Origin of the sequence: Paraburkholderia ribeironis (genome assembly GCF_900019265.1) — a bacterium.
Classification (GTDB): Bacteria; Pseudomonadota; Gammaproteobacteria; order Burkholderiales; family Burkholderiaceae; genus Paraburkholderia; species Paraburkholderia ribeironis.
This window is the reverse complement of record NZ_CYGX02000114.1, coordinates 1-19,255: the sequence shown is the minus strand read 5'-3', so window position 1 is coordinate 19,255 and position 19,255 is coordinate 1. Positions and strand designations below refer to the sequence as shown.

General features: G+C 62.4%; 16 protein-coding genes and 1 pseudogene. 6 read left to right on the top strand and 11 right to left on the bottom strand.

The annotated features are described in order from the left end of the window. Positions 1 to 145 precede the first annotated feature (145 nt). Entirely contained in the window at positions 146 to 424 is a 279-nt protein-coding gene (locus tag BN2475_RS31105; RefSeq protein ID WP_094783214.1) for a hypothetical protein, read from the bottom strand. 206 nt (positions 425 to 630) lie between these two features. Beyond that, positions 631 to 1,386, bottom strand: coding sequence for a Mut7-C RNAse domain-containing protein (locus BN2475_RS31100; RefSeq protein WP_094783213.1), 756 nt, complete (start codon positions 1,384 to 1,386; stop codon positions 631 to 633). A 94-nt stretch (positions 1,387 to 1,480) separates the two neighbouring features. Between BN2475_RS31100 and BN2475_RS31095 the strand changes: the two genes are divergently transcribed. Then, complete coding sequence (locus BN2475_RS31095) at positions 1,481 to 2,350, top strand: NAD(P)-dependent oxidoreductase (protein ID WP_094783212.1); 870 nt, start codon at positions 1,481 to 1,483, stop codon at positions 2,348 to 2,350. Positions 2,351 to 2,697: 347 nt separating this feature from the next. Continuing rightward, complete coding sequence (locus tag BN2475_RS31090) at positions 2,698 to 3,333, top strand: LysE family translocator (RefSeq protein WP_094783211.1); 636 nt, start codon at positions 2,698 to 2,700, stop codon at positions 3,331 to 3,333. Positions 3,334 to 3,655: 322 nt separating this feature from the next. Here BN2475_RS31090 and argC read toward each other — a convergent pair whose 3' ends face one another. The 3 genes and pseudogenes from argC to BN2475_RS31075 form a co-directional block, all read right to left on the bottom strand. After that, positions 3,656 to 4,603: an N-acetyl-gamma-glutamyl-phosphate reductase gene (gene argC, locus BN2475_RS31085; RefSeq protein ID WP_094783210.1), complete on the bottom strand. Its 948-nt coding sequence runs from the start codon at positions 4,601 to 4,603 to the stop codon at positions 3,656 to 3,658. Positions 4,604 to 4,796: 193 nt separating this feature from the next. Beyond that, positions 4,797 to 4,934, bottom strand: a pseudogene (locus tag BN2475_RS35985) (NADPH-dependent FMN reductase); the annotation flags it as partial. 160 nt (positions 4,935 to 5,094) lie between these two features. After that, on the bottom strand, positions 5,095 to 5,628 hold the full coding sequence (locus BN2475_RS31075) for a YbhB/YbcL family Raf kinase inhibitor-like protein (protein WP_425435587.1): 534 nt from the start codon (positions 5,626 to 5,628) through the stop codon (positions 5,095 to 5,097). Between the two features lie 288 nt (positions 5,629 to 5,916). Between BN2475_RS31075 and BN2475_RS31070 the strand changes: the two genes are divergently transcribed. Further along, the gene (locus BN2475_RS31070) at positions 5,917 to 6,651 is read left to right on the top strand and encodes a response regulator (RefSeq protein WP_425435586.1); all 735 of its coding nucleotides are present in this window, start codon (positions 5,917 to 5,919) and stop codon (positions 6,649 to 6,651) included. A gap of 88 nt (positions 6,652 to 6,739) precedes the next feature. Here the strand turns inward: BN2475_RS31070 and BN2475_RS31065 are convergent, their stop codons facing one another. After that, positions 6,740 to 7,426 (bottom strand): orotate phosphoribosyltransferase, encoded by a 687-nt coding sequence (locus BN2475_RS31065; RefSeq protein WP_094783208.1) that lies wholly within the window; start codon positions 7,424 to 7,426, stop codon positions 6,740 to 6,742. 609 nt (positions 7,427 to 8,035) lie between these two features. On the opposite strand from BN2475_RS31065, the gene BN2475_RS31055 reads away from it, so the two are divergent. Continuing rightward, positions 8,036 to 10,318, top strand: a complete 2,283-nt coding sequence (locus tag BN2475_RS31055; RefSeq protein ID WP_094783207.1) for an NADP-dependent malic enzyme — start codon at positions 8,036 to 8,038, stop codon at positions 10,316 to 10,318. A 214-nt stretch (positions 10,319 to 10,532) separates the two neighbouring features. Here BN2475_RS31055 and BN2475_RS31050 read toward each other — a convergent pair whose 3' ends face one another. Continuing rightward, the gene (locus BN2475_RS31050) at positions 10,533 to 14,132 is read right to left on the bottom strand and encodes an indolepyruvate ferredoxin oxidoreductase family protein (RefSeq protein ID WP_094783206.1); all 3,600 of its coding nucleotides are present in this window, start codon (positions 14,130 to 14,132) and stop codon (positions 10,533 to 10,535) included. Positions 14,133 to 14,490: 358 nt separating this feature from the next. Between BN2475_RS31050 and BN2475_RS31045 the strand changes: the two genes are divergently transcribed. Next, on the top strand, positions 14,491 to 14,691 hold the full coding sequence (locus tag BN2475_RS31045; RefSeq protein ID WP_094783205.1) for a hypothetical protein: 201 nt from the start codon (positions 14,491 to 14,493) through the stop codon (positions 14,689 to 14,691). 176 nt (positions 14,692 to 14,867) lie between these two features. Here BN2475_RS31045 and hppD read toward each other — a convergent pair whose 3' ends face one another. Beyond that, positions 14,868 to 15,965 (bottom strand): 4-hydroxyphenylpyruvate dioxygenase, encoded by a 1,098-nt coding sequence (hppD, locus tag BN2475_RS31040; RefSeq protein ID WP_094783215.1) that lies wholly within the window; start codon positions 15,963 to 15,965, stop codon positions 14,868 to 14,870. 167 nt (positions 15,966 to 16,132) lie between these two features. Here hppD and BN2475_RS31035 point away from each other — a divergent pair, with 167 nt between their 5' ends. Further along, the gene (locus BN2475_RS31035) at positions 16,133 to 16,630 is read left to right on the top strand and encodes an Lrp/AsnC family transcriptional regulator (RefSeq protein ID WP_094783204.1); all 498 of its coding nucleotides are present in this window, start codon (positions 16,133 to 16,135) and stop codon (positions 16,628 to 16,630) included. An 84-nt stretch (positions 16,631 to 16,714) separates the two neighbouring features. Here BN2475_RS31035 and BN2475_RS31030 read toward each other — a convergent pair whose 3' ends face one another. From BN2475_RS31030 to BN2475_RS31020, 3 genes are all read right to left on the bottom strand, one after another. Continuing rightward, the gene (locus BN2475_RS31030; RefSeq protein ID WP_094783203.1) at positions 16,715 to 17,383 is read right to left on the bottom strand and encodes a GNAT family N-acetyltransferase; all 669 of its coding nucleotides are present in this window, start codon (positions 17,381 to 17,383) and stop codon (positions 16,715 to 16,717) included. 241 nt (positions 17,384 to 17,624) lie between these two features. Continuing rightward, the gene (locus tag BN2475_RS31025; RefSeq protein ID WP_094783202.1) at positions 17,625 to 18,236 is read right to left on the bottom strand and encodes a TetR/AcrR family transcriptional regulator; all 612 of its coding nucleotides are present in this window, start codon (positions 18,234 to 18,236) and stop codon (positions 17,625 to 17,627) included. Between the two features lie 25 nt (positions 18,237 to 18,261). Further along, the gene (locus BN2475_RS31020; RefSeq protein ID WP_094783201.1) at positions 18,262 to 19,074 is read right to left on the bottom strand and encodes a DUF1835 domain-containing protein; all 813 of its coding nucleotides are present in this window, start codon (positions 19,072 to 19,074) and stop codon (positions 18,262 to 18,264) included. Between the last annotated feature and the right edge of the window lie 181 nt (positions 19,075 to 19,255).

Sequence of the window (19,255 nt, the reverse complement as noted above, 5' to 3'; positions counted from 1 at the left end):
CATCGTCTCAAGTCGCACGCTTCACGGCCGTTCTCGCATCGCCTGAAAAAACAAAACCCCACGCTCCGAAAAACGTGGGGTTCGTCAGCAGTCTGAGGCCAGAGCACATGCTCTGGCCTTTTTACGTGGACGGCGGCTTCGCGAATCAGCCTGCGAGACCGCGCTTGATGACCTCGTTCAGCAGTCCGGTCATCCCTTCGGGGTGGGTGGCTGCGCGCGTCTTCAGTTCCTCCACCAACTCGCCGTTCAGCTTGCACGCGAATGCCACGAGGCCCTGCGCCTGATCAAGCTTGCGCTGCTCCCGGCGATCCACCTTGGCGTCGGCCGCAGCGGCTTTGCCGAAGCGGCTGGCGCTTGCCTGTTTCATCGCATTGTTCAGCTTGAGTGCCTTGTTCTTTTCAAGGTCGGTTTTTTTCATCGCCATACGGAAGGCCTCTGCCAGATAAGTAATCCCGCATTGTACGCACCGCGCCGCGCGCTGCGCGAGCGGCGGCGATCGGGTGGAGCGCCAACGCGGCGAAGGCGCCCGACGCGGCCAACACGCCCAACGCGCCCAACGCCCCTAAACGCGCTTCATGCGCGTGGAACCGGAATCGGCGTCAACGGCTGACGCAAAGCCCAAGCGCCGACTCAGCCGGACTGGTCCGGCGCGGCGGCCATGCTGTCCATCAATGCGCGCATTCTTCGCCAGTGCGAGCCTTCCCAGAATACGCGCTGGCATACATCACAGGTGACGAACAGGTTGTGCCGCTGCAGGACGCCATCCGGCGCGCGCGTGCCGACCTCTTCCTTGGCGATCCGTCGCAGCGGCGCATTGCACATCAGGCATAGGCGGAACGGTTGCGCGCTGCCCGCCAGGTCGAGGCGTTCGAACACTTCGCGCAATTGTTCGCGCGGCCGCAGCGCACGGATGTAGCAGCCATGGGTGATGCTGCGACGTTTCAACAACTCGCGGTCGCGTGTCAGCACGATGCGCTGTTGCGCAACGGCGAGCGCTTCGATATCGGCGTCGGGGTAGTGGTTGTCGTACAGCGTGTCGAAACCTGCCAGGCGCAGCAGTGGCGCGAGGCCACCGAGATGCGCGTCGGCGATGAAACGCATCACGCGCAGCGGCCGTTCGCGCACGCGCAGCAGCGGCTGAATGTCGAGCGCTTCAAACTTCGGATAAACGGCGACGCGATCGCCGTTCGCCAACGGCCGATTGAAACTGACCGACTCGCCATTCACCAGAATCAGTTCGACCTCGGTATGCGGCACGCCGAGCGCTTCGATCATATGTTTCGCGGTCGCGCCGGGCGGACAGGCGCAACTGAACGCGCGCCGGCGCTGCGGCCGGGCGAGAAAATCGTTCAGCTCCTCGTAGAAGCGGAATGTCGCCGTGATCATCGCAGCAGTATCGTATCGTGCTTTGTCGCGTGCTGTACTGCAGACCTCGCACGGGTGTGCTCTACTTCCACTTCTTTAGTTCACGGAGCGACAGATGGACATCGGTTTTATCGGTCTCGGCGAGATGGGCGCCGCGATGGTGGCAAACATTCTGAAAGCCGGGCATCAGGTGCGCGTATGGAATCGCTCGCCGGAGCGGGCGCAAGTGCTCGCCGAGCTCGGCGCGCGGGTCGTGGCGACGCCGGCCGAAGCGTTTGCAGGCGACGCCGTGTTTTCGATGCTCGCCGACGATACGGCATTGCGCGAGGTCATCACCGCGCCGCTGCTGGAGCATGCTGCGCGCGGCCTGATCCACGTGAACATGGCGACGATCTCGGTGGTGCTGGCCGAGGAACTGGCGAGCGCGCACGCGTCGCGCGGCGTCCACTACGTGTCCGCGCCGGTGATGGGTCGGCCCGACGTGGCGGCCGCGGGCAAGCTGACGATTGTCGCTGGCGGGCCGGCCGAGTCGATCGACCGGGTTCAGCCGATTTTCGACGCGATCGGCCAGAAGACCTGGCGTATCGGGTCGCTGCCGCAGCAGGCGAACGTGATGAAGCTCGCCGCGAATTTCATGCTGGGCGCGGCCGTCGAGACGCTCGGCGAAGCGGCCGCGCTGGTAACCGGTCATGGCCTCGCCATGCAGGATTTTCTCGACGTCATCACGAGTGGTCTGTTCCCGGGGCCGGTCTATTCGGGCTACGGCAAGATGATTGCGGAGCAGCAGTTCGAGCCGGCGAAGTTCAAGGCGCGTCTCGGCCTGAAGGATCTGCGCCTCGCGCTGGCGGCGGCCGACTCGGTAACGACGCCGATGCCGATCGCGAGTGTGGTGCGCGACAGTCTGATCGAAGCGGTCGCTCAGGGCGACGGTGAGAAGGATTTCGCGGTGCTGGGGCAGGTAGCCGCGCGGCGCGCTGGGCGTTGAGCGGCGAAAAGATCGCGCAGGTTGAAGGTCGGCGGTCGAGTGTGTGCCGCACTGCTTGCTGCTGGGAGGGTGCTGGGGGACTAGGTCGGCGAAGTTGCGAAGTCGCCAGGTCGCTCGGTTGCCAGGTTGCCCGATTGCCGGGTCGCCGGGTCGCCAGCTTGCGATGCCTTCTCGTTGCGCTTCCAACGCGCCGGCCAACGGCGGTGAACCCGCTCACGCGTCGCAACCGCATCCCAACCGGTTCGGCGTCGCTGCCCCGCGCGACGCCATGGTCACGCCGCGCGTCGCGCCGTAAAGCCGCGCGGGCGGGCATAATAGCTGTCCGATTCCTATCCGCCTCGATTCCAATGACTCTGCATACCTGGTGGCTGTTCGTAGCCACGGTCTTCGTCGTTTCCGCGATTCCAGGTCCGAACATGCTGCTCGTGATGACACACGGCGCCCAGCACGGGCTGCGCCGCTCGAGCGCCACCATGGCGGGCTGCCTGTCGGCGCTGGTGCTGATGCTGGCGGTGTCGGCGGCAGGGCTTGGCGTGTTTCTGGCGGGCTGGCCGACCATGTTCAACGCGCTGCGCATGATTGGCGCGGCCTATCTCGTCTATCTGGGCATCAAGGCATGGCGCTCGCCGGTTGACGAGGCCACCGCCGACAACGTCGATGAACTGGCCGCCAGACCCGTGCGCTCGCGTTTCGCGCTGTTTCGCAACGGCTTTCTGGTAGCCGGCAGCAATCCGAAGGCAATCCTGTTCGCGGCCGCGCTGTTGCCGCAATTCATTGACGCCACGCAGCCCAAGCTGCCGCAGTTCGGCGTGCTCGTCGCCAGCTTCGCCGCGATCGAGGTGAGCTGGTACCTGGTCTACGCGGGTTTCGGCACGCGCATCGGTGCCACGTTGAAGAGCCGCAGCGTCGCGCGGATGTTCAATCGTCTGACGGGAGGCGTGTTTGTCGGCTTCGGCGCGATGATGGCGCTGGTGCGCCACTAATCGCTTGATCAGACCGGTAGCGCACGGTTGAGTGGGGAGACAGGTCGCGGTGATTTGTTGTATTTTAACGACATTGCGGGTCAACCCTAATTTGCATGTTGCGACGCACCAAATCATTTGTTATAGTTCGTCTTGTCTCCTCCATGTCTCCTCTGATATGGATTCAGCCCGCCCACCTAGGCGGGCTTTTTTTTGCCCTGAATTTTCCGGCGTCGCTTATGCCAGCGCCTGGCCAAAAAAACTAAAGCCGGCTGACCCCTCGCGTGGGTCGCCGGCTTTTCGTTGGATTGACGGCGAATTGCCGTCGGTATCCTGCTTCGATTTAGCGCTTCAAACCTGCTTCCTCGTCCGCTCCGATCGCGAGGTTCATGCATTGGATCGCCGCGCCCGAAGCGCCCTTGCCCAGATTGTCCAGACGCGCAACCGTGACGAAGCGCTCTTCGTTGCCGAACACGAACAGGTCGATGCGGTTGGTGTCGTTGTTCGCCTGGACGTCGAAAAAGCCGCTGTCCAGATTCGCTTCGGCGTCGAACGGCGCGACGCGCACGAAGGCCTCGCCCGCGTAATACTCGGCGAACAGCGCTTGCACGTCTTGCGGTGTGGCCTTCTTGGCCAACTGGTTCGGCGAGAAGAAAGCGGTGACCGCGAGACCCTTGTAGAAGTCGCCGACGATCGGCGTAAAGACCGGTGCGGAGTTCAGGCCCGTGTGCGCCGCCATTTCCGGCAGATGCTTATGCGTGAGACCGAGCGCATAAGGACGCGGGCTCTTGAGCGTGTCTTTGCCGCCGGCTTCGTAGTCGGCAATCATTTTCTTGCCGCCGCCGCTGTAACCGGTGATCGAGTAGGCGTGCGCGGCGAAGTCGGGTGCCACCACGCCGGCTTCCACGAGCGGACGCATGGCCAGCACGAAAGCCGACGCGTGGCAGCCCGGCACGGCGATGCGTTTGGCCGTGCGCAGGCGCTCGCGCTGTGAACGGGCCAGCTCGGGCAGGCCATAAGCCCAGTCGGGGGAGGTGCGGAACGCGGTGCTCGCGTCGATCAGCACGGTGCGATCATTGTTCACCAGCGAAGCGGATTCGCGCGACGCGACGTCAGGCAGGCACAGGAACGTGACATCCGACGCATTGATCAGACGACGGCGCTCTTCGAGATCTTTGCGTTTCGCTTCTTCGATACGCAGGATTTCCACGTCGGCGCGTTGCGACAGGTATTCAAAAATCTTCAGGCCGGTGGTGCCTTCCTGTCCGTCGACAAAAACTTTCGTGCTCATCTCGATCTCACTCGCTTGCTGGAAACGGGGCGCGAGGCCGCGCCGGAACGTTATTTTAAGACCTCATCGCCGAGCAGGTGCAAAACGCCGCGAAAAAACGACGATGCGCGCTGAAAGTGACATCGGCGTGACCTGTTGCGTAGCTGATGCAAGCCGATGACGCCCTGTTCGCGACAAACCGGTGCGCTAGCCGCGCGGCGATCCATCGCGCCGTGACGCCGGCGACACGCGCGCCGAACAGCCGGGCCGTTTCCAGATCGCCTGCCGGCGGCGCTTCCTCGGGCGATGCATCGGCCGGGGACTGCGTGAGCAGCCCGGTAAAGCCGCCGACTTAGTTCAGTTCATTGCGCATGCAGCATGCCGCTCAGCCGCACGTTAGCGTGCGTGGATGACAGCCCTTCGGTGAATGGCGGCGAGGCGACGCAATGTGCGCGCCAAGCCGCGTTATTGCGCAAATGCGTTGTAAATCAGACACGAGTCCGCGAACCACGCTACCGCCCATAATTGACGACGATCCGTGCGCTGCCGAGAGCGGTGGTGCTGATCTCGTGATCGAACATCAGCGCGGGCCGCCCTTGCGCGAGGCGCAGGTCGGCGGTGCTCAATGCATAAACGGTGATGATGTAACGATGCGGTTTGCCCGGCGGCGGACAGGGCCCGCCGTAGCCATCCGTATCGAAGTCGTTGCGCGCTTCAGCCGCACCGAGTTTCTTCAGGAAACCCGACGAACTCGCGTTCTCCGGCAAGCTGTCGACCTTCGCCGGAATGCCGATGACCGCCCAATGCCACCAGCCGCGGCCGGGCGCATCCTGATCGAACATGGTAACGGCGAAGCTGCGCGTACCGGGCGGCGCGTCGCGCCATGTCAATTGCGGCGAACGATTGCCACCTTTGCAGTCGTCCTGATTGAAAACTTGCGCGGCATCCACCGTGTCGCCCGCCCGGAAACTCGCGCTGGTCAGCGTGAACGTTCCCTCGGCGAGCGCGTGCGAGTTATGCGTCGTGAATAGCGCGAAGCCCACCATCGCGTACGTGAAGAACGATTGACGATACCACAGTGAAGCAAGCGAAACAACCAGGCAACGCGATCGCATCCGCTGTTTCTCCTGTCAGGGCGCGAGGCGGTAGTCCTCGCGATGGTTGTTGTCCTTAACGGCGCCCCAAGGTCGAATCAAGTCTAACATCAGGTCTGCAATGCATCATTGTTGCTGTGCTCCGGGATTTGCGGATGGGAAATCGGCTATAGTCAGAGGAATTGTCCGCGCGACCTTGGGCCGCGTTCCCGTTCGTTTGCGTACCCGGCACGGAAAAACATGGTGGAAGTTGTGGGGAGTGGTTTATCAATCGGGAAGAGGGCGCTGCCAGATCCGCTCAGAGTCGTGGTGGCCGACGACCATCCGGTGATTCTGTTCGGCGCCGAACACGCGCTGCTCAAGTTTCCCGGTCTTCAGGTCGTGGGGCGCGCGCGGCAGTCGACTGAACTGGTCAAGATGTTGCAAACCACCGCCTGCGACGTGCTCGTCACGGACCTGGCCATGCCGGGCGGTCAATACGGCGACGGGTTGCAGCTGATCGGCTATCTGCGCCGCAACTTCCCGACGCTTCCCATCGTCGTGCTCACCATGCTGGAGAACGTCGCGTTGCTCAAGCGGCTGAGCGAGCTGGGCGTGACGTCGGTCGTCAATAAATCGGACGATCTGAGCCACATTGGCCTCGCGGTGCAACACGTCAGCCGCCGCATCGAATACATGAGCCCGTCGGTCAAAGCATCGCTTGATGCGCTGCGCATGAATTCCGGTGGCAAGGGTGATGAAGTGATGTTGTCCCGGCGCGAGCTGGAGGTCGTGCGGCTATTCGTGTCGGGCATGACGATCAAGGAAATCTCCGAGCAGCTCAACCGCAGCATCAAGACGATCAGCACGCAGAAGAACACTGCGATGCGCAAGCTCGGCATCGATCGCGATTCCGAATTGTTCCAGTATGCGCAGAGCAATGGCCTGCTGAATCTGTCGTCGCATTCGTCGGCAGATATGGGGGGCGTGTCCTGACGTCGCGCCTGTCTTCGCCGCGCAAAAAAAGCCGCCTGTCTTACGAACAGGCGGCTTCTTTAATTCAATCCGCTAAAAGCGGATGCGCTTACTGCGGCGTCGAGGTTGCGCCGCCGTGCGCGGCCGACCATTCGGCCGGCGCGTGCAGGAATTTTTCCACTTCCTCGAGCGTCCTGGTGTCGAAGTACTTGTTTTCCTTCGCGACGCGCAGCACGTCCCACCACGTGGCAAGCGCATGCAGGTCGACGTCGATGTCTTTCAGCACCGACACGCTTTCCTTGAAGATGTTGTAGTGGAACAGCACGAAGCAGTGGTTCACCGTGGCGCCGGCCGTGCGCAGCGCGTTGATGAAGTTGATCTTGCTGCGGCTGTCGGTGGTCAGGTCTTCGACCAGCAACACGCGTTGACCTTCGGTCAGCAGACCTTCGATCTGCGCGTTACGGCCGAAACCCTTGGGCTTCTTGCGCACGTATTGCATCGGCACCATCAGGCGGTCGGACAGCCATGCCGCGAACGGAATGCCAGCGGTTTCGCCACCGGCCACGGCGTCGATCTGCTCGTAGCCGACGTCGCGCAGGATGGTGGTCTCGGCCATTTCCATCAGACCACGGCGCACGCGCGGATACGAGATCAGCTTGCGGCAGTCGATATAAACGGGGCTCGCCCAGCCGGACGTGAAAATGTACGGTTTCTCCGCGTTGAAGTGCACTGCCTGCACTTCCAGCAGCATTTTGGCGGTCGTGTCGGAGATCGTCTGGCGATCGAAGCCTGTCATGGGCGGATCCTTCGGTATGAGCGGGGAGAAGCGGGCGCGGGGCCCGATGGCGCAGCAAGCGAGGTGGCCGCGCCATGCCGGGCGGGATACGCTGCCGGTCAGTGGAGTGCGGGCCGGTTTTTGCTGCGCGCGTGGGCCGACATTTTACCTGAATTGGACCCTTCCGAGGAGGCCGTCGTGCCCGGCTATCGGCAACGGCGGCCATCGTGGCCGGGCTGAGCGGGCTGTGCCGGGCGAGCCTGGCGCGGCACGTGCCGTGCGTGGGCGGCGGATTAGCGGCGGATCGGCGGCTCGTGGCCAACTCATGACCGACCGGTGCCCGAATCACGACGGCCGGCAACATGCCTGCCGGATTCGGCATTACAGCATCGCCCGCCACCGTTGCGCCGATGGTGGGCCGTGGTAACCACTCAGTGCATCGTCATACGCGGGGTGTACACTAATCGACCCGCGAAGCACTCCGCACGGTTCTGTCCTTCGTCGAGGTATCGCGCAGCACCTGACCGGTGCATGCGAAAACCGCTTCGTTCGATGATCCATTCGATAGATGCCGGCGACGCCAGCAGTGCGGTGTGTTGGGCCCAATTTCTTACGTCTCGCAGGCCAAAAATGGACGAACAACTTAAGCAAAGCGCTCTCGCATACCACCAGAATCCGAAACCTGGCAAGATTTCGGTCACGCCCACCAAGCCGCTGTCGAATCAGCTCGACCTGTCGCTTGCCTATTCGCCGGGCGTCGCCGCGGCCTGTATGGCGATCTACGACGAGCCGCTCGACGCGCAGAAGTACACGTCGCGCGGCAATCTGGTCGGCGTGATCACCAACGGCACGGCCGTGCTCGGCCTCGGCAACATCGGTCCGCTCGCCGCGAAGCCGGTGATGGAAGGCAAGGGGTGTCTGTTCAAGAAATTCGCCGGCATCGACGTGTTCGACATCGAACTGTCCGAATCCGATCCGGACAAGCTGGTCGAAGCGATTGCGATGCTCGAACCCACGCTGGGCGGCATCAACCTCGAAGACATCAAGGCGCCCGAGTGCTTCTACATCGAGAAGAAGCTGCGTGAGCGCATGAAGATTCCGGTCTTCCACGACGATCAGCACGGCACCGCGATCATCGCGTCGGCGGCGATCCTGAACGGCCTGAAAGTGGTCGGCAAGAAGCTCGACGAAGTGAAGCTGGTGTGTTCCGGCGCGGGCGCCGCGGCGATCGCGTGTCTGGATCTGCTGGTGAATCTGGGCCTGTCGAAGCAGAACATCCTCGTCACTGATTCGAAGGGCGTGATCTACGAAGGCCGCGGCAACCTCGATCCGTCGAAGGAGCGTTACGCGGCGAACACGCAAGCGCGCACGCTGGCCGACGCGATTCGCGGCGCCGACGTGTTCCTCGGCTGCTCGAGCGCAGGCGTGCTGAAGCCGGAGATGGTCGCGGAGATGGGCACCCAGCCGCTGATTCTCGCGCTCGCCAACCCCGAGCCGGAAATCCGCCCGGAGGAAGCGCGCAAGGTCCGCCCGGACTGCATCATCGCGACGGGCCGTTCGGACTACCCGAACCAGGTCAACAACGTGCTGTGCTTCCCGTTCATTTTCCGCGGCGCGCTGGATGTCGGCGCGACCACGATCACGGAAGAAATGAAGCTCGCGTGCGTGCGCGCGATTGCCGAACTGGCCGAAGAAACCGATCAGGGCGATGAAGTCGCGAAGGCGTACGAAGGCCACTCGCTGGAATTCGGCCCCGAATACCTGATTCCGAAGCCGTTCGATCCGCGCCTGATCATCAAGATCGCGCCGGCCGTCGCGCAAGCGGCGATGGATTCGGGCGTCGCGACCCGTCCGATCAAGGACATGGACGCGTACCGCGAAGAACTCGGCACGACGGTGTATCGCACGGGCATGGTGATGCGCCCGGTGTTCGCCGCGGCGAAGTCCGAGCCGGCGCGCATCGTGTTCGCCGAAGGTGAAGACGAGCGCGTGCTGCGCGCCGCGCAATTCGTGCTGCTGGAAAAGATCGCCAAGCCGATTCTGGTCGGCCGTCCGTCGGTGATCGAGATGCGCCTGAAGAAAATGGGCTCGAAGCTCAAGTGCGGTGAAGACTTCGAGATCGTCGATCCGGAAGACGATCCGCGCTACCACCAATGCTGGCAGGCGTATCACGAACTCGGCGCGCGCCAGGGCGTCACGCCCGATGTCGCGAAGGCCGCGATGCGCAAGTTCAACACGCTGATCGGCGCAATCCTCGTGCGCCTCGGTGAAGCCGACGGCATGATCTGCGGGATGATCGGCCAGTACCACACGCATCTGAACTTCATCGAGCAGGTGCTGGGCAAGGCGGACAACGTGCAGAACTTCGCTGCGATGAATCTGCTGATGCTGCCGGGCCGCAATCTGTTCATCTGCGATACGTACGTGAACGAAACGCCGACCGCCGAGCAGCTCGCCGACATGACGATGCTGGCTGCGCGGGAAATCGAGAAGTTCGGCATCACGCCGAAGGTGGCTCTGCTGTCGAACTCGAATTTCGGCAGCGCACCGTCGTCGTCGTCGCAACGCATGGCCGCGGCTCGCAAGCTGATTGCCGAACGTGCGCCGACGCTTGAAATCGACGGTGAGATGCACGGCGACGCGGCATTGTCCGAGGTGGTCCGCAAGGCGGCGTTCCCGGGCACGACGCTGACCGGTGAAGCAAACCTGCTGATCATGCCGAACGTCGAAGCGGCGAACATCGCGTACAACCTGCTGAAGATGGTCGGCGGCGAAGGCGTGACGGTCGGCCCGTTCCTGCTGGGCGCGGAAAATCCGGTCCACGTCCTGACGCCGGCGGCGACCGTGCGCCGGATCATCAACATGACGGCGGTGGCTTCGGCGAACGCGCGCAAGTCGGTGAACGCGAACTGATGAGGATGGGCCGAGGTTGATGCGGCGCTGCTGTACGGCGTCCGCGGCAATCCGACTGGAACGCCACGGAAGCTGATTCCGTGGCGTTTTTTTATAGCGAGAAAAAAGCGGCAGTCCGGGAGGATTGCCGCTTTTTCAATTGCCTACTGGTGGGCCGGTCAATTCAGCCGGCTCATGTTCACGCTGATGTTCACGCAGACAGCCACGCACATGCTCATGCCACGTGTTGCGTCTTGCCCGCCTCCGGCGAGCGCCAGCGCGTCAGCAACTCGTTCCACTTGATCCGCACGCCCTTCAGGTTGTTTTCCTTCACGTGGCCATAACCGCGGATACCGTCTGGCAGATTCGCCAGTTCGATTGCCAGCTCGCGTTTCTGCGCGGTCAGTCCGTCGATCAGTTCGCGCACCAGCCCTTCATATTCGACGATCAGCGCCCGTTCGGTGCGACGCTCCGCGGTTTTGCCAAAGACATCGAACGCGGTGCCTCGCAGGAACTTGAACTTGGCCAGCACGTGCATCGCCTGGAAGACCCAGGGTCCGTACTTCTTTTTCACCAGATGACCCTGCGCGTCCTTTTTCGAAAACGTCGGCGGCGCGAGATGAACATGCACCTTCCAGTCGCCTTCGAAATCCGCTTTCAGCTTTTCGATGAACGCCGGGTCGCTGTACAGACGCGCGACTTCGTACTCGTCCTTGTACGCCATCAGCTTGTGCAGATTCTTCGCGACCGCTTCGGTGAGCGGCAACCGGCCGTCGATCGAATCGAGCGCCGACTCAGCCGTGCGCACCTGCGACACCAGCGTACGATAGTGGTCCGCATACGCGCGGTTTTGCCACGCTGCGAGGTAGTCGGCGCGTTTGTCGATCAGTGCGTCGAGCGCCTTCGGCGTGTGCAACGCAATGATCTTGCCGCTCGCCGAGTCCAGCGCGGCATCGCGTCCCTGCGATTGCGCGAGCTTGCGCACCGCAGCCGGATCGTGCGCCGCACGACGGCCCCATTCGAATGCCGCCCGGTTCTTCTCGACCTGCACGTTGTTCAGTTCGATCGCGCGTATCAGCGACTGATACGTCAGCGGCACCCAGCCGCGTTGCCACGCGTAGCCAAGCACGAACGGATTCGTGTAGATCGCATCACCGAGCAGCGCAACGGCGAAGTGATTGGCATCGACCGTATCGACATTGTTGTCGCCTGCACCGGCGCGCACGTCCGCCTCCGTGCTGGTGCCCGGAAAGCGCCAGTTCGGATTCTTGATGAGTTCCGCGGTCGGCGTGTGCGCGCTGTTCAGCACGACACGTGTATGGCCCGCCTGCATCCGTGACACGCATTCGTCGCTGGCGGTGACGATCGCATCGCAGCCGATCACGAGGCTCGCTTCGCCCATCGCGATACGGGTCGCGTGGATGTCGGCCGGTTTCGTCGCGATCTGCACATGGCTCATCACGGCGCCGCCTTTCTGCGCGAGGCCGGTGACGTCGAGCACCGTGACGCCCTTGTTCTCGAGATGCGCGGCCATGCCGAGCAGCGCGCCGATCGTCACCACGCCCGTGCCGCCGACGCCGGTCACCAGCACGCCGTAAGGACGGTCGATCGACGGCAGTTCCGGTTCCGGCACCGGCGGCATCGCATCGCCGCCAACGCCCGAAACGGCCTTGGGCTTGCGCAGCTGGCCGCCTTCAACGGAGACGAAGCTCGGGCAGAAGCCGTTCACGCACGAATAATCCTTGTTGCAGGTCGACTGATTGATCTGGCGTTTGGTGCCGTACTCGGTATCGAGCGGTTCGACCGACAGGCAATTCGATTTCACCGAGCAATCGCCGCAGCCTTCGCACACGGCCTCGTTGATTACGACGCGCCGCGCCGGGTCCGGATACGCGCCGCGTTTCCTGCGACGACGCTTTTCGGTCGCGCAGGTCTGGTCGTAGACCAGGATCGTGGTGCCGGCAATTTCGCGGAGTCCGCGTTGCACCTCGTCGAGCTTGTCGCGATGGTGGACGTCGACCCCCGGCGCGAGGCCGACGTTGGCCGAATACTTCTCCGGCTCGTCGGTGACGATCACGATTTTGGTCGCGCCTTCGGCGGCGAGCTGGTGCGTGATCTGCGGCACCGTCAACACGCCGTCGACCGGCTGGCCGCCCGTCATTGCGACAGCATCGTTGTACAGCAGCTTGTAGGTGATGTTCGCCTTCGACGCGATTGCCGCGCGAATCGCCAGCAGCCCTGAGTGGAAGTAGGTGCCGTCGCCGAGATTGGCGAACACGTGCTTGTCGTTGCTGAACGGCGCCTGTCCGATCCACGCGACGCCTTCGCCGCCCATCTGGCTGAAGGTGCTGGTGCTGCGGTCCATCCAGACAGTCATGTAGTGGCAGCCGATGCCGGCCATCGCACGCGAGCCTTCCGGCACGTTGGTCGACGTGTTGTGCGGGCAACCCGAGCAGAACCACGGCTTGCGCTCGACTTCCACGCGCGGGCGCGCCAACGCCTTTTCCTTCGCTTCGATCACGGCAATGCGCATGGCGATGCGCGCACGCACGTCCGACGGCAGATCGAACTTGTCGAGCCGCGTGGCAATCGCCTTGGCGATGATCGCCGGCGACAGTTCGTAATGCGCGGGCAACAGCCAGTTGCCCATCGGCACCGACCATTCGCCGCCCGCGCCGTCCTTCTCGTCGAACTTGCCGAATACGCGTGGACGCTGCGCATCGGGCCAGTTGTACAGTTCTTCCTTGATCGCGTATTCGAGAATCTGGCGCTTCTCCTCGACCACGAGGATTTCGTCGAGGCCGCTCGCAAAGGCGTGCGCGCCTTGTGCTTCGAGCGGCCAGACGCAGCCGACCTTATAGAGCCGGATGCCGATGCGCGCACAGGTTTCGTCGTCGAGACCGAGGTCGGTCAGCGCCTGGCGCACGTCGAGGTAGGCCTTGCCGCCGGTCATGATGCCGAAGCGCGCATGTGGCGAATCGATTTCGACGCGATCCAGCTTGTTCGCGCGGACATAGGCGAGGGCGGCGTACCACTTGTAGTCGAGCAGACGCGCTTCCTGCACGAGCGGCGGATCGGGCCAGCGGATATTCAGGCCGCCTTCGGGCATTGCGAAGTCGTCCGGCAGGATGATCTGCGTGCGGTGCGGATCGATATCCACCGAAGCGGACGACTCGACCACATCGGTCACGCACTTCATCGCCACCCATAGACCGGAGTAGCGGCTCATTGCCCAGCCGTGCAGACCGAAATCGAGATATTCCTGCACGTTCGACGGGAACAGCACCGGCAGGCCGCATGCTTTGAAGATGTGCTCGGACTGATGCGCGAGCGTCGACGACTTGGCCGCGTGATCGTCGCCGGCGAGCACGAGTACGCCGCCTTGCCGCGACGAACCGGCCGAATTGCCGTGCTTGAAGACGTCGCCGGAACGGTCGACACCTGGACCCTTGCCGTACCACATCGAAAACACGCCGTCGTATTTGGCGCTGGGATACAGATTGACCTGTTGCGAACCCCAGACGGCAGTCGCCGCGAGGTCTTCATTGACGCCGGGCTGGAACACGATCCGATGGGCGGCGAGATGCTGTTTCGCTTTCCACAAGGACAAGTCGAGTCCGCCGAGTGGCGATCCGCGGTAGCCGGAAATGAAGCCGGCGGTATTGAGCCCGGCCGCCTGGTCGCGTTCCTGTTGCAGCATCGGCAGACGCACCAGCGCCTGGATGCCGCTCATGTACGCGCGGCCGCGTTCGAGGGTGTATTTGTCGTCGAGCGTGACGGAAGACAACGCGGATTCGAGCGAGGCTCGCTGATCTGCGTCTAGCGGGGCATTCATTATGTGTACTCCTCCACTAAGTTTGGGATCACCAAAACTTTCGTTTGGGCCGTTGCATCTTGTGAATGCGTTGGCCAGGGCCGTCATATTGACGTCTTTTAAGCGATGGTAGCACTGGTGGAAACCCGCCACATTGCGCGAAAAATGACGCACTGCGGCTTGTTTGCGGGTGGACTCGCCGGCGCGATGCGCGTTCCGACCGCCCTGCAATTGAGCCTGTAACAAGCTGTAAAAGCTAAAAATTCGCGGAACCGCAGTGCAAATTCCTGTCTAACCGGGCACCTGAGAGCAGTGTCTGCGCAACGCTTCGCATTCGGCGGAGCTTCACGACAACAGGGCAGTTAGAAAAGGAGTACGCATGAACGCTAGAAACATCCAGACCTTCCTGATGGTCTCAGCCGCATTTTTCGCCATGAGCGCATCGGTGCGCTCCAATCCGGGCAGCGTAGGGGCGCTCTCGAACGCGGTGAGCCGGACGGCGCAAGTTGCGCCGGCACGTATTGCAATGAGCCGCGTCACGCGCGCCATCAAGGCAGCCGAGGAAAGCCAGAATTCGTGATGCGCCGCTGATGCGGTGCGTCGGTTGATAACCGGCCGTTGTCCATTGTCCTGCTTGAGGCAATGGCGCATTGGAAAGGGCGAGGATCGTGAGATCCCGCCCTTTTCGTTTTTGTTGTTCAGATCTGTTCTGATGTTCCGGCGGCGTCTTCCTGTGCCACATGGCGCCGCTGGTTGTCAGGCTTTGTCCTGCACCACGCCACGGCGGATCTGATCCAGCTCGATCGATTCGAACAGCGCCTTGAAGTTGCCCTCGCCGAAGCCCTGGTTGCCCTTGCGCTGGATGATCTCGAAGAAGATCGGACCGATCTGGTTTTCGGTGAAGATCTGCAGCAGCAGGTCGTCCGGTGCGCCGTCGATCAGAATCTTGCGCTTGCGCAGTTCGTCGAGCGGCTCGCCGTGATTCGGCACGCGCCGATCGACCAGTTCGTAGTAAGTGTCGATCGTATCGAGCAGCGAAATGTTCGCGGCGCGCAGACCGTCGACGGTGCGATAAATGTCTTTGGTGCCTAGGGCAATGTGTTGAATGCCTTCGCCGTGATACGCGTCGAGATATTCCTGAATCTGCCCGGCTGTTTCTGATCCTTCCTCGTTGATCGGAATCCGGATCTTGCCGCACGGCGAGGTCATCGCCTTCGACTTCACGCCCGTCACCTTGCCTTCGATGTCGAAGTAACGCACTTCGCGGAAATTGAAGAGACGCTCGTAGAACTCGGCCCACTCCTGCATGCGGCCGCGATGGACGTTGTGCGTCAGGTGATCGACGTAGGTCAGGCCGTGGCCGACCGGATTCTGGTTCGCACCGGCAATCGGTTCGAAGTCGACATCGTAAATGTCGATGTTGCCGATGGTGTGCGGCTCGACGCCGTTCTTGCCGCGCCAGCGGTCGACGAAATAGATCAGCGAGTCGCCGATACCTTTGATCGCCGGGATGTTCAGCTCCATCGGGCCGGTCTTGTTGTCGAAGCCCCACGCGCCTTTTTCCAGTGCCTGCTTATAGGCCTTGGCCGCGTCCTGAACACGGAACGCAATCGCGCAGATCGACGGGCCGTGCAGGCGCGCGAAGCGCTGCGCGAACGAATCCTGTTCGCCATTGACGATGAAGTTGATCTCGCCCTGGCGATACAGCGTCACGTCTTTATGACGATGCCGCGCGACGGCGGTAAAGCCCATCTGTTCGAACAGCTTGCCGAGCGCCTTCGGGTCTGGCGCCGTGTATTCGATGAATTCAAAGCCGTCGGTGCCGAGCGGGTTGTCCCAAGTCGAAACTTTCACTGTCTGTCTCCTGATGTGCGCTGTCCGGCGGCGCGAGTGCGGCCGATCGAGCGCGACCGAATGACGCAAGTGTAAAGTCCGGCTCGTGATGAAAACTTGCGAAGTTAAGCGCGCGCCACTACGCTTGCGCTATTTTCTGGCTCAATTTTAGGGAGAGGTGGCAGAACATGGCTCGGGTAGAAATCGATGCAATCGACAGGCGCATTCTGGCGATCCTTCAGGAGAATGGCCGGTTGTCGAATCAGGAGATTGCCGAGCGTGTCAATCTGTCACCGAGCCCGTGTTTGCGGCGGATTCGTCGGCTGGAAGACAGTGGCGTGATTCGTGGCTACGTCGCCCTGCTCGACCCGCAGCGACTCGGGCTCGACCTGCTCGCCTACGTGAATGTGCGGTTGGAGAAGCGCGGCGGGTCGGCCCTCAGTCCGCGCGGCGATGCCACGCATGCCGATCTGTTTCGCGCGGCGGTTCAGACATGGCCGGAGGTGGTCGCGTGCCACGCGATGACCGGTGAGATGGACTATCTGCTGCGGGTTCAGGTGGAGGACATGGCGCACTTTTCGCGCTTCGTGCAGGAACAGTTGCTGCACCATCCGTCAGTGATCGACGTGAAAACGAGCTTCTCGCTGGAAAAGTTCAAGGAGACGACCGCGCTGCCGATCCCGTGAAGGCCGATCAGCTGGCAGATCGCAGGCAAACAAAAAGGGCAGCCGTGAGGCTGCCCTTTGTCATTTCGCCGAAGCGCAGGCTTTTCAGGCTGTGGCGGCGGTCGGCATGAACGACTCGAACAGCTTGGACGCCCGACGCGCCTGGCGTTTGAGCGCGTAGTCGAACACCGCAGCCTGCTCTTGCAGCATCTCGGTGATGATGCTCGACTGGTCGGCCGGCGGCAGCGTCAGATAAGCGTCGGCTTCGCCATACGCGTATTCGATCTTCATGCCAGCCTTCTTCGCGATGTGCATCATTGTCGAGTTGCGCGACAGGCAGTGCATGTAAAGCATGGTGACGTGCGTATTGCGGCTGCGGATGGCGGCGCGCTCGAAGAGCTTCGAGCCGATGCCTTGGCCACGAACGCTTTCCAGCACCGATACTCCGAATTCGGCGGTGCGCGTGTCGCCTTCAGCAGGCAGATAGGCGAGGTGTCCGACGCCCGTCAGTTCCAGTTTGCTGTTGAACACGCCGAAAACGGTGTCGCGCGTGAAGTCGATCGCGCGGACGTAGTTTTCGATCACGTGGTTCGGCACGATCTGGCCGAAGCGCAACAGGCGATCGTCTTCGTCGAGCGCGAGGAAGTGGGCCAGCAGCCGCTCGCGGTCGACAGCGGTGAGCTCACGGACCAGAGCAGGTGCTCGACCGGCTGGCAGCGACACGAGATCGTGCGGGACGATCGGCTCGGCAGCGCGCAGGGGCATCGGGTTCATGGTCGGGGTCCTCCTTTGATCGAACGGCGTGGTGCGCCGCAAAAAGTGAATTTTAGCGGAAACCACAATCGATCACTAGGGAAAACCCTATAAAAATCCGAATGGATTACCTAAATCGATCACAGAAATTTATAAGTAATTGATTTTTAATAACAAAAAAAGACTGAAGCAACGGTCGTGGCAGAATGTCGCTTGCTCGCAAGACCAGCTGCGTATCCATTTCGAATGTTGTTGCACTGCATCATCCGACCTGCGTCGAATTCAACCCATGGTCGACCATGTCGACTACCTGTTCGGCAAATTCACGGTAGCCCATCCGGCCGCCTGGCTTGAGCCAGGTGAAGGTCCAGTTGATCATTCCGAACACCATCATCGTGAGGGCGGTCTGGTTTTCGCGGGTGGCGCGCTGCGGATAGGCGCGCGTGAGCTGCCGTGCGAAAGCCGCAACTACGTCGCGCTGGCGGTTCAGGATCACCTCGCGCTGAGTGTCGACCAGATATTTGACGTCGTTCAGCAGCGCGACATGCCGGCTGTGCGACGTCTCATACTCGGACAGAAACGCCCGGATCAGCTCGGCGAAGGTTTCCCGCTCGCTGAGTCCGCGCCGCTGGCTCGCCCCTTCCACCTCGGCGATGATCAGCATCAGCCGCTTCGTGTAACGATCCAGCAGGTCGAACAGGATCGCTTCCTTGCTCGCGTAGTAGTGGTACAGGCGCGCTTTCGATGTGCCGCTCGCGGCGGCAAGATCGGCCATCGAGGTGCTCGGATAGCTGGTCTGCGCGAATTTCGCCGCGGCCAGTTCGAGGATTTGCTCGCGTTGGGTTTCGTGGTCGGGGGCTCGGGTGCGGGCCATAGTCGTCGGTTTTTCGATTGTTTTATTAGTGTGGGCAGGGGGCGAACGTTGCGCACAACTCCAGTGTGCGCCATGCGCCGGCGTCGTCGCGCAACCTGATGCGCCGGATCGCGGCCAACTCTCGCAGGCGCCACAGCACGATGCTATCGCTGACCAGAAACCCGAGTTCGGCTGTCATCACCTCGGCGGCGACGTGCGCGGCGGGGCACCAGTCTTGGCTGATGCGCTCGAGAATCAGCGCATCCAGCTCGGCGAAGCTGCCGCTCGTGAATAGGTTGTCGTGCCAGCGACGTGTCTCGCCGTTCGCGTGTTTCACTTCCTGCCATTCGAGCGCGAGCCGGCTGATGCGCAGCACGGAAATCGGCGCGGCGTCCGGCACGCGTGTGAGCAACACGTCCGGCGCGAACATGCCGACGGAGGTCGCGCGATCTTTACGGCTGTGCGCCCACGCGCCTGGATCGGTGAGATCGCGAATCGACAAACGCACCTCGTTCAGACGCTGCGGACTGTTGCGCAGGTGATAGCAGACACGCCGGAGCGTCAATTGATCTGCGGCGCTTTCGCCGTGCCAGATCACCAGATTCGCTTCGCCGCGTGCGATATTGTCCAGCGCCGCGGCCTGCTCGCGGAATTCCCGCACGAAATCGCGCCGGGCATCGGCGCTGACGCGATCCCAGAAGTCCGCGCGCACGTCCGGTGCGTCGTCGATGCCACGCATCGGGCCGACGGCCAGATCGTCCCGCAACGCGTGCACGCGATCGTCGCGGCCTGCGTCGTGGAGCGCGGCACGCAGTGATTCGGCGGCGACATCGCCGTTGGTGAGGTGGATCGTGCTCATTGGCAGTGGCTTGCTGTGGCAATGACAAAAGGGCCGCTCGCCGACCGGCACAGCTGTCCGGTCGCGAGCGGCCCCTAGTGTAAGCGCATCGCGAAGCCGCTGAAAGCCGCCGCGGGCCTTACGTCAGGCGACCCGCTGCGTACGGCGCTGCGTACGGATCAGCGTTCGTCGTAACTGACGA

Coding starts and splice junctions, on each gene's coding strand:
- BN2475_RS31055 (WP_094783207.1), top strand. CDS start 8,036: ATGGACGAACAACTTAAGCAAAGCGCTCTCGCATACCACCAGAATCCG.
- BN2475_RS31090 (WP_094783211.1), top strand. CDS start 2,698: ATGACTCTGCATACCTGGTGGCTGTTCGTAGCCACGGTCTTCGTCGTT.
- BN2475_RS31100 (WP_094783213.1), bottom strand. CDS start 1,386: ATGATCACGGCGACATTCCGCTTCTACGAGGAGCTGAACGATTTTCTC.
- BN2475_RS31065 (WP_094783208.1), bottom strand. CDS start 7,426: ATGACAGGCTTCGATCGCCAGACGATCTCCGACACGACCGCCAAAATG.
- BN2475_RS31020 (WP_094783201.1), bottom strand. CDS start 19,074: ATGAGCACGATCCACCTCACCAACGGCGATGTCGCCGCCGAATCACTG.
- argC (WP_094783210.1), bottom strand. CDS start 4,603: ATGAGCACGAAAGTTTTTGTCGACGGACAGGAAGGCACCACCGGCCTG.
- BN2475_RS31095 (WP_094783212.1), top strand. CDS start 1,481: ATGGACATCGGTTTTATCGGTCTCGGCGAGATGGGCGCCGCGATGGTG.
- BN2475_RS31075 (WP_425435587.1), bottom strand. CDS start 5,628: ATGGTGGGCTTCGCGCTATTCACGACGCATAACTCGCACGCGCTCGCC.
- BN2475_RS31070 (WP_425435586.1), top strand. CDS start 5,917: ATGGTGGAAGTTGTGGGGAGTGGTTTATCAATCGGGAAGAGGGCGCTG.
- BN2475_RS31030 (WP_094783203.1), bottom strand. CDS start 17,383: ATGAACCCGATGCCCCTGCGCGCTGCCGAGCCGATCGTCCCGCACGAT.
- BN2475_RS31025 (WP_094783202.1), bottom strand. CDS start 18,236: ATGGCCCGCACCCGAGCCCCCGACCACGAAACCCAACGCGAGCAAATC.
- BN2475_RS31045 (WP_094783205.1), top strand. CDS start 14,491: ATGAACGCTAGAAACATCCAGACCTTCCTGATGGTCTCAGCCGCATTT.
- BN2475_RS31105 (WP_094783214.1), bottom strand. CDS start 424: ATGGCGATGAAAAAAACCGACCTTGAAAAGAACAAGGCACTCAAGCTG.
- BN2475_RS31050 (WP_094783206.1), bottom strand. CDS start 14,132: ATGAATGCCCCGCTAGACGCAGATCAGCGAGCCTCGCTCGAATCCGCG.
- BN2475_RS31035 (WP_094783204.1), top strand. CDS start 16,133: ATGGCTCGGGTAGAAATCGATGCAATCGACAGGCGCATTCTGGCGATC.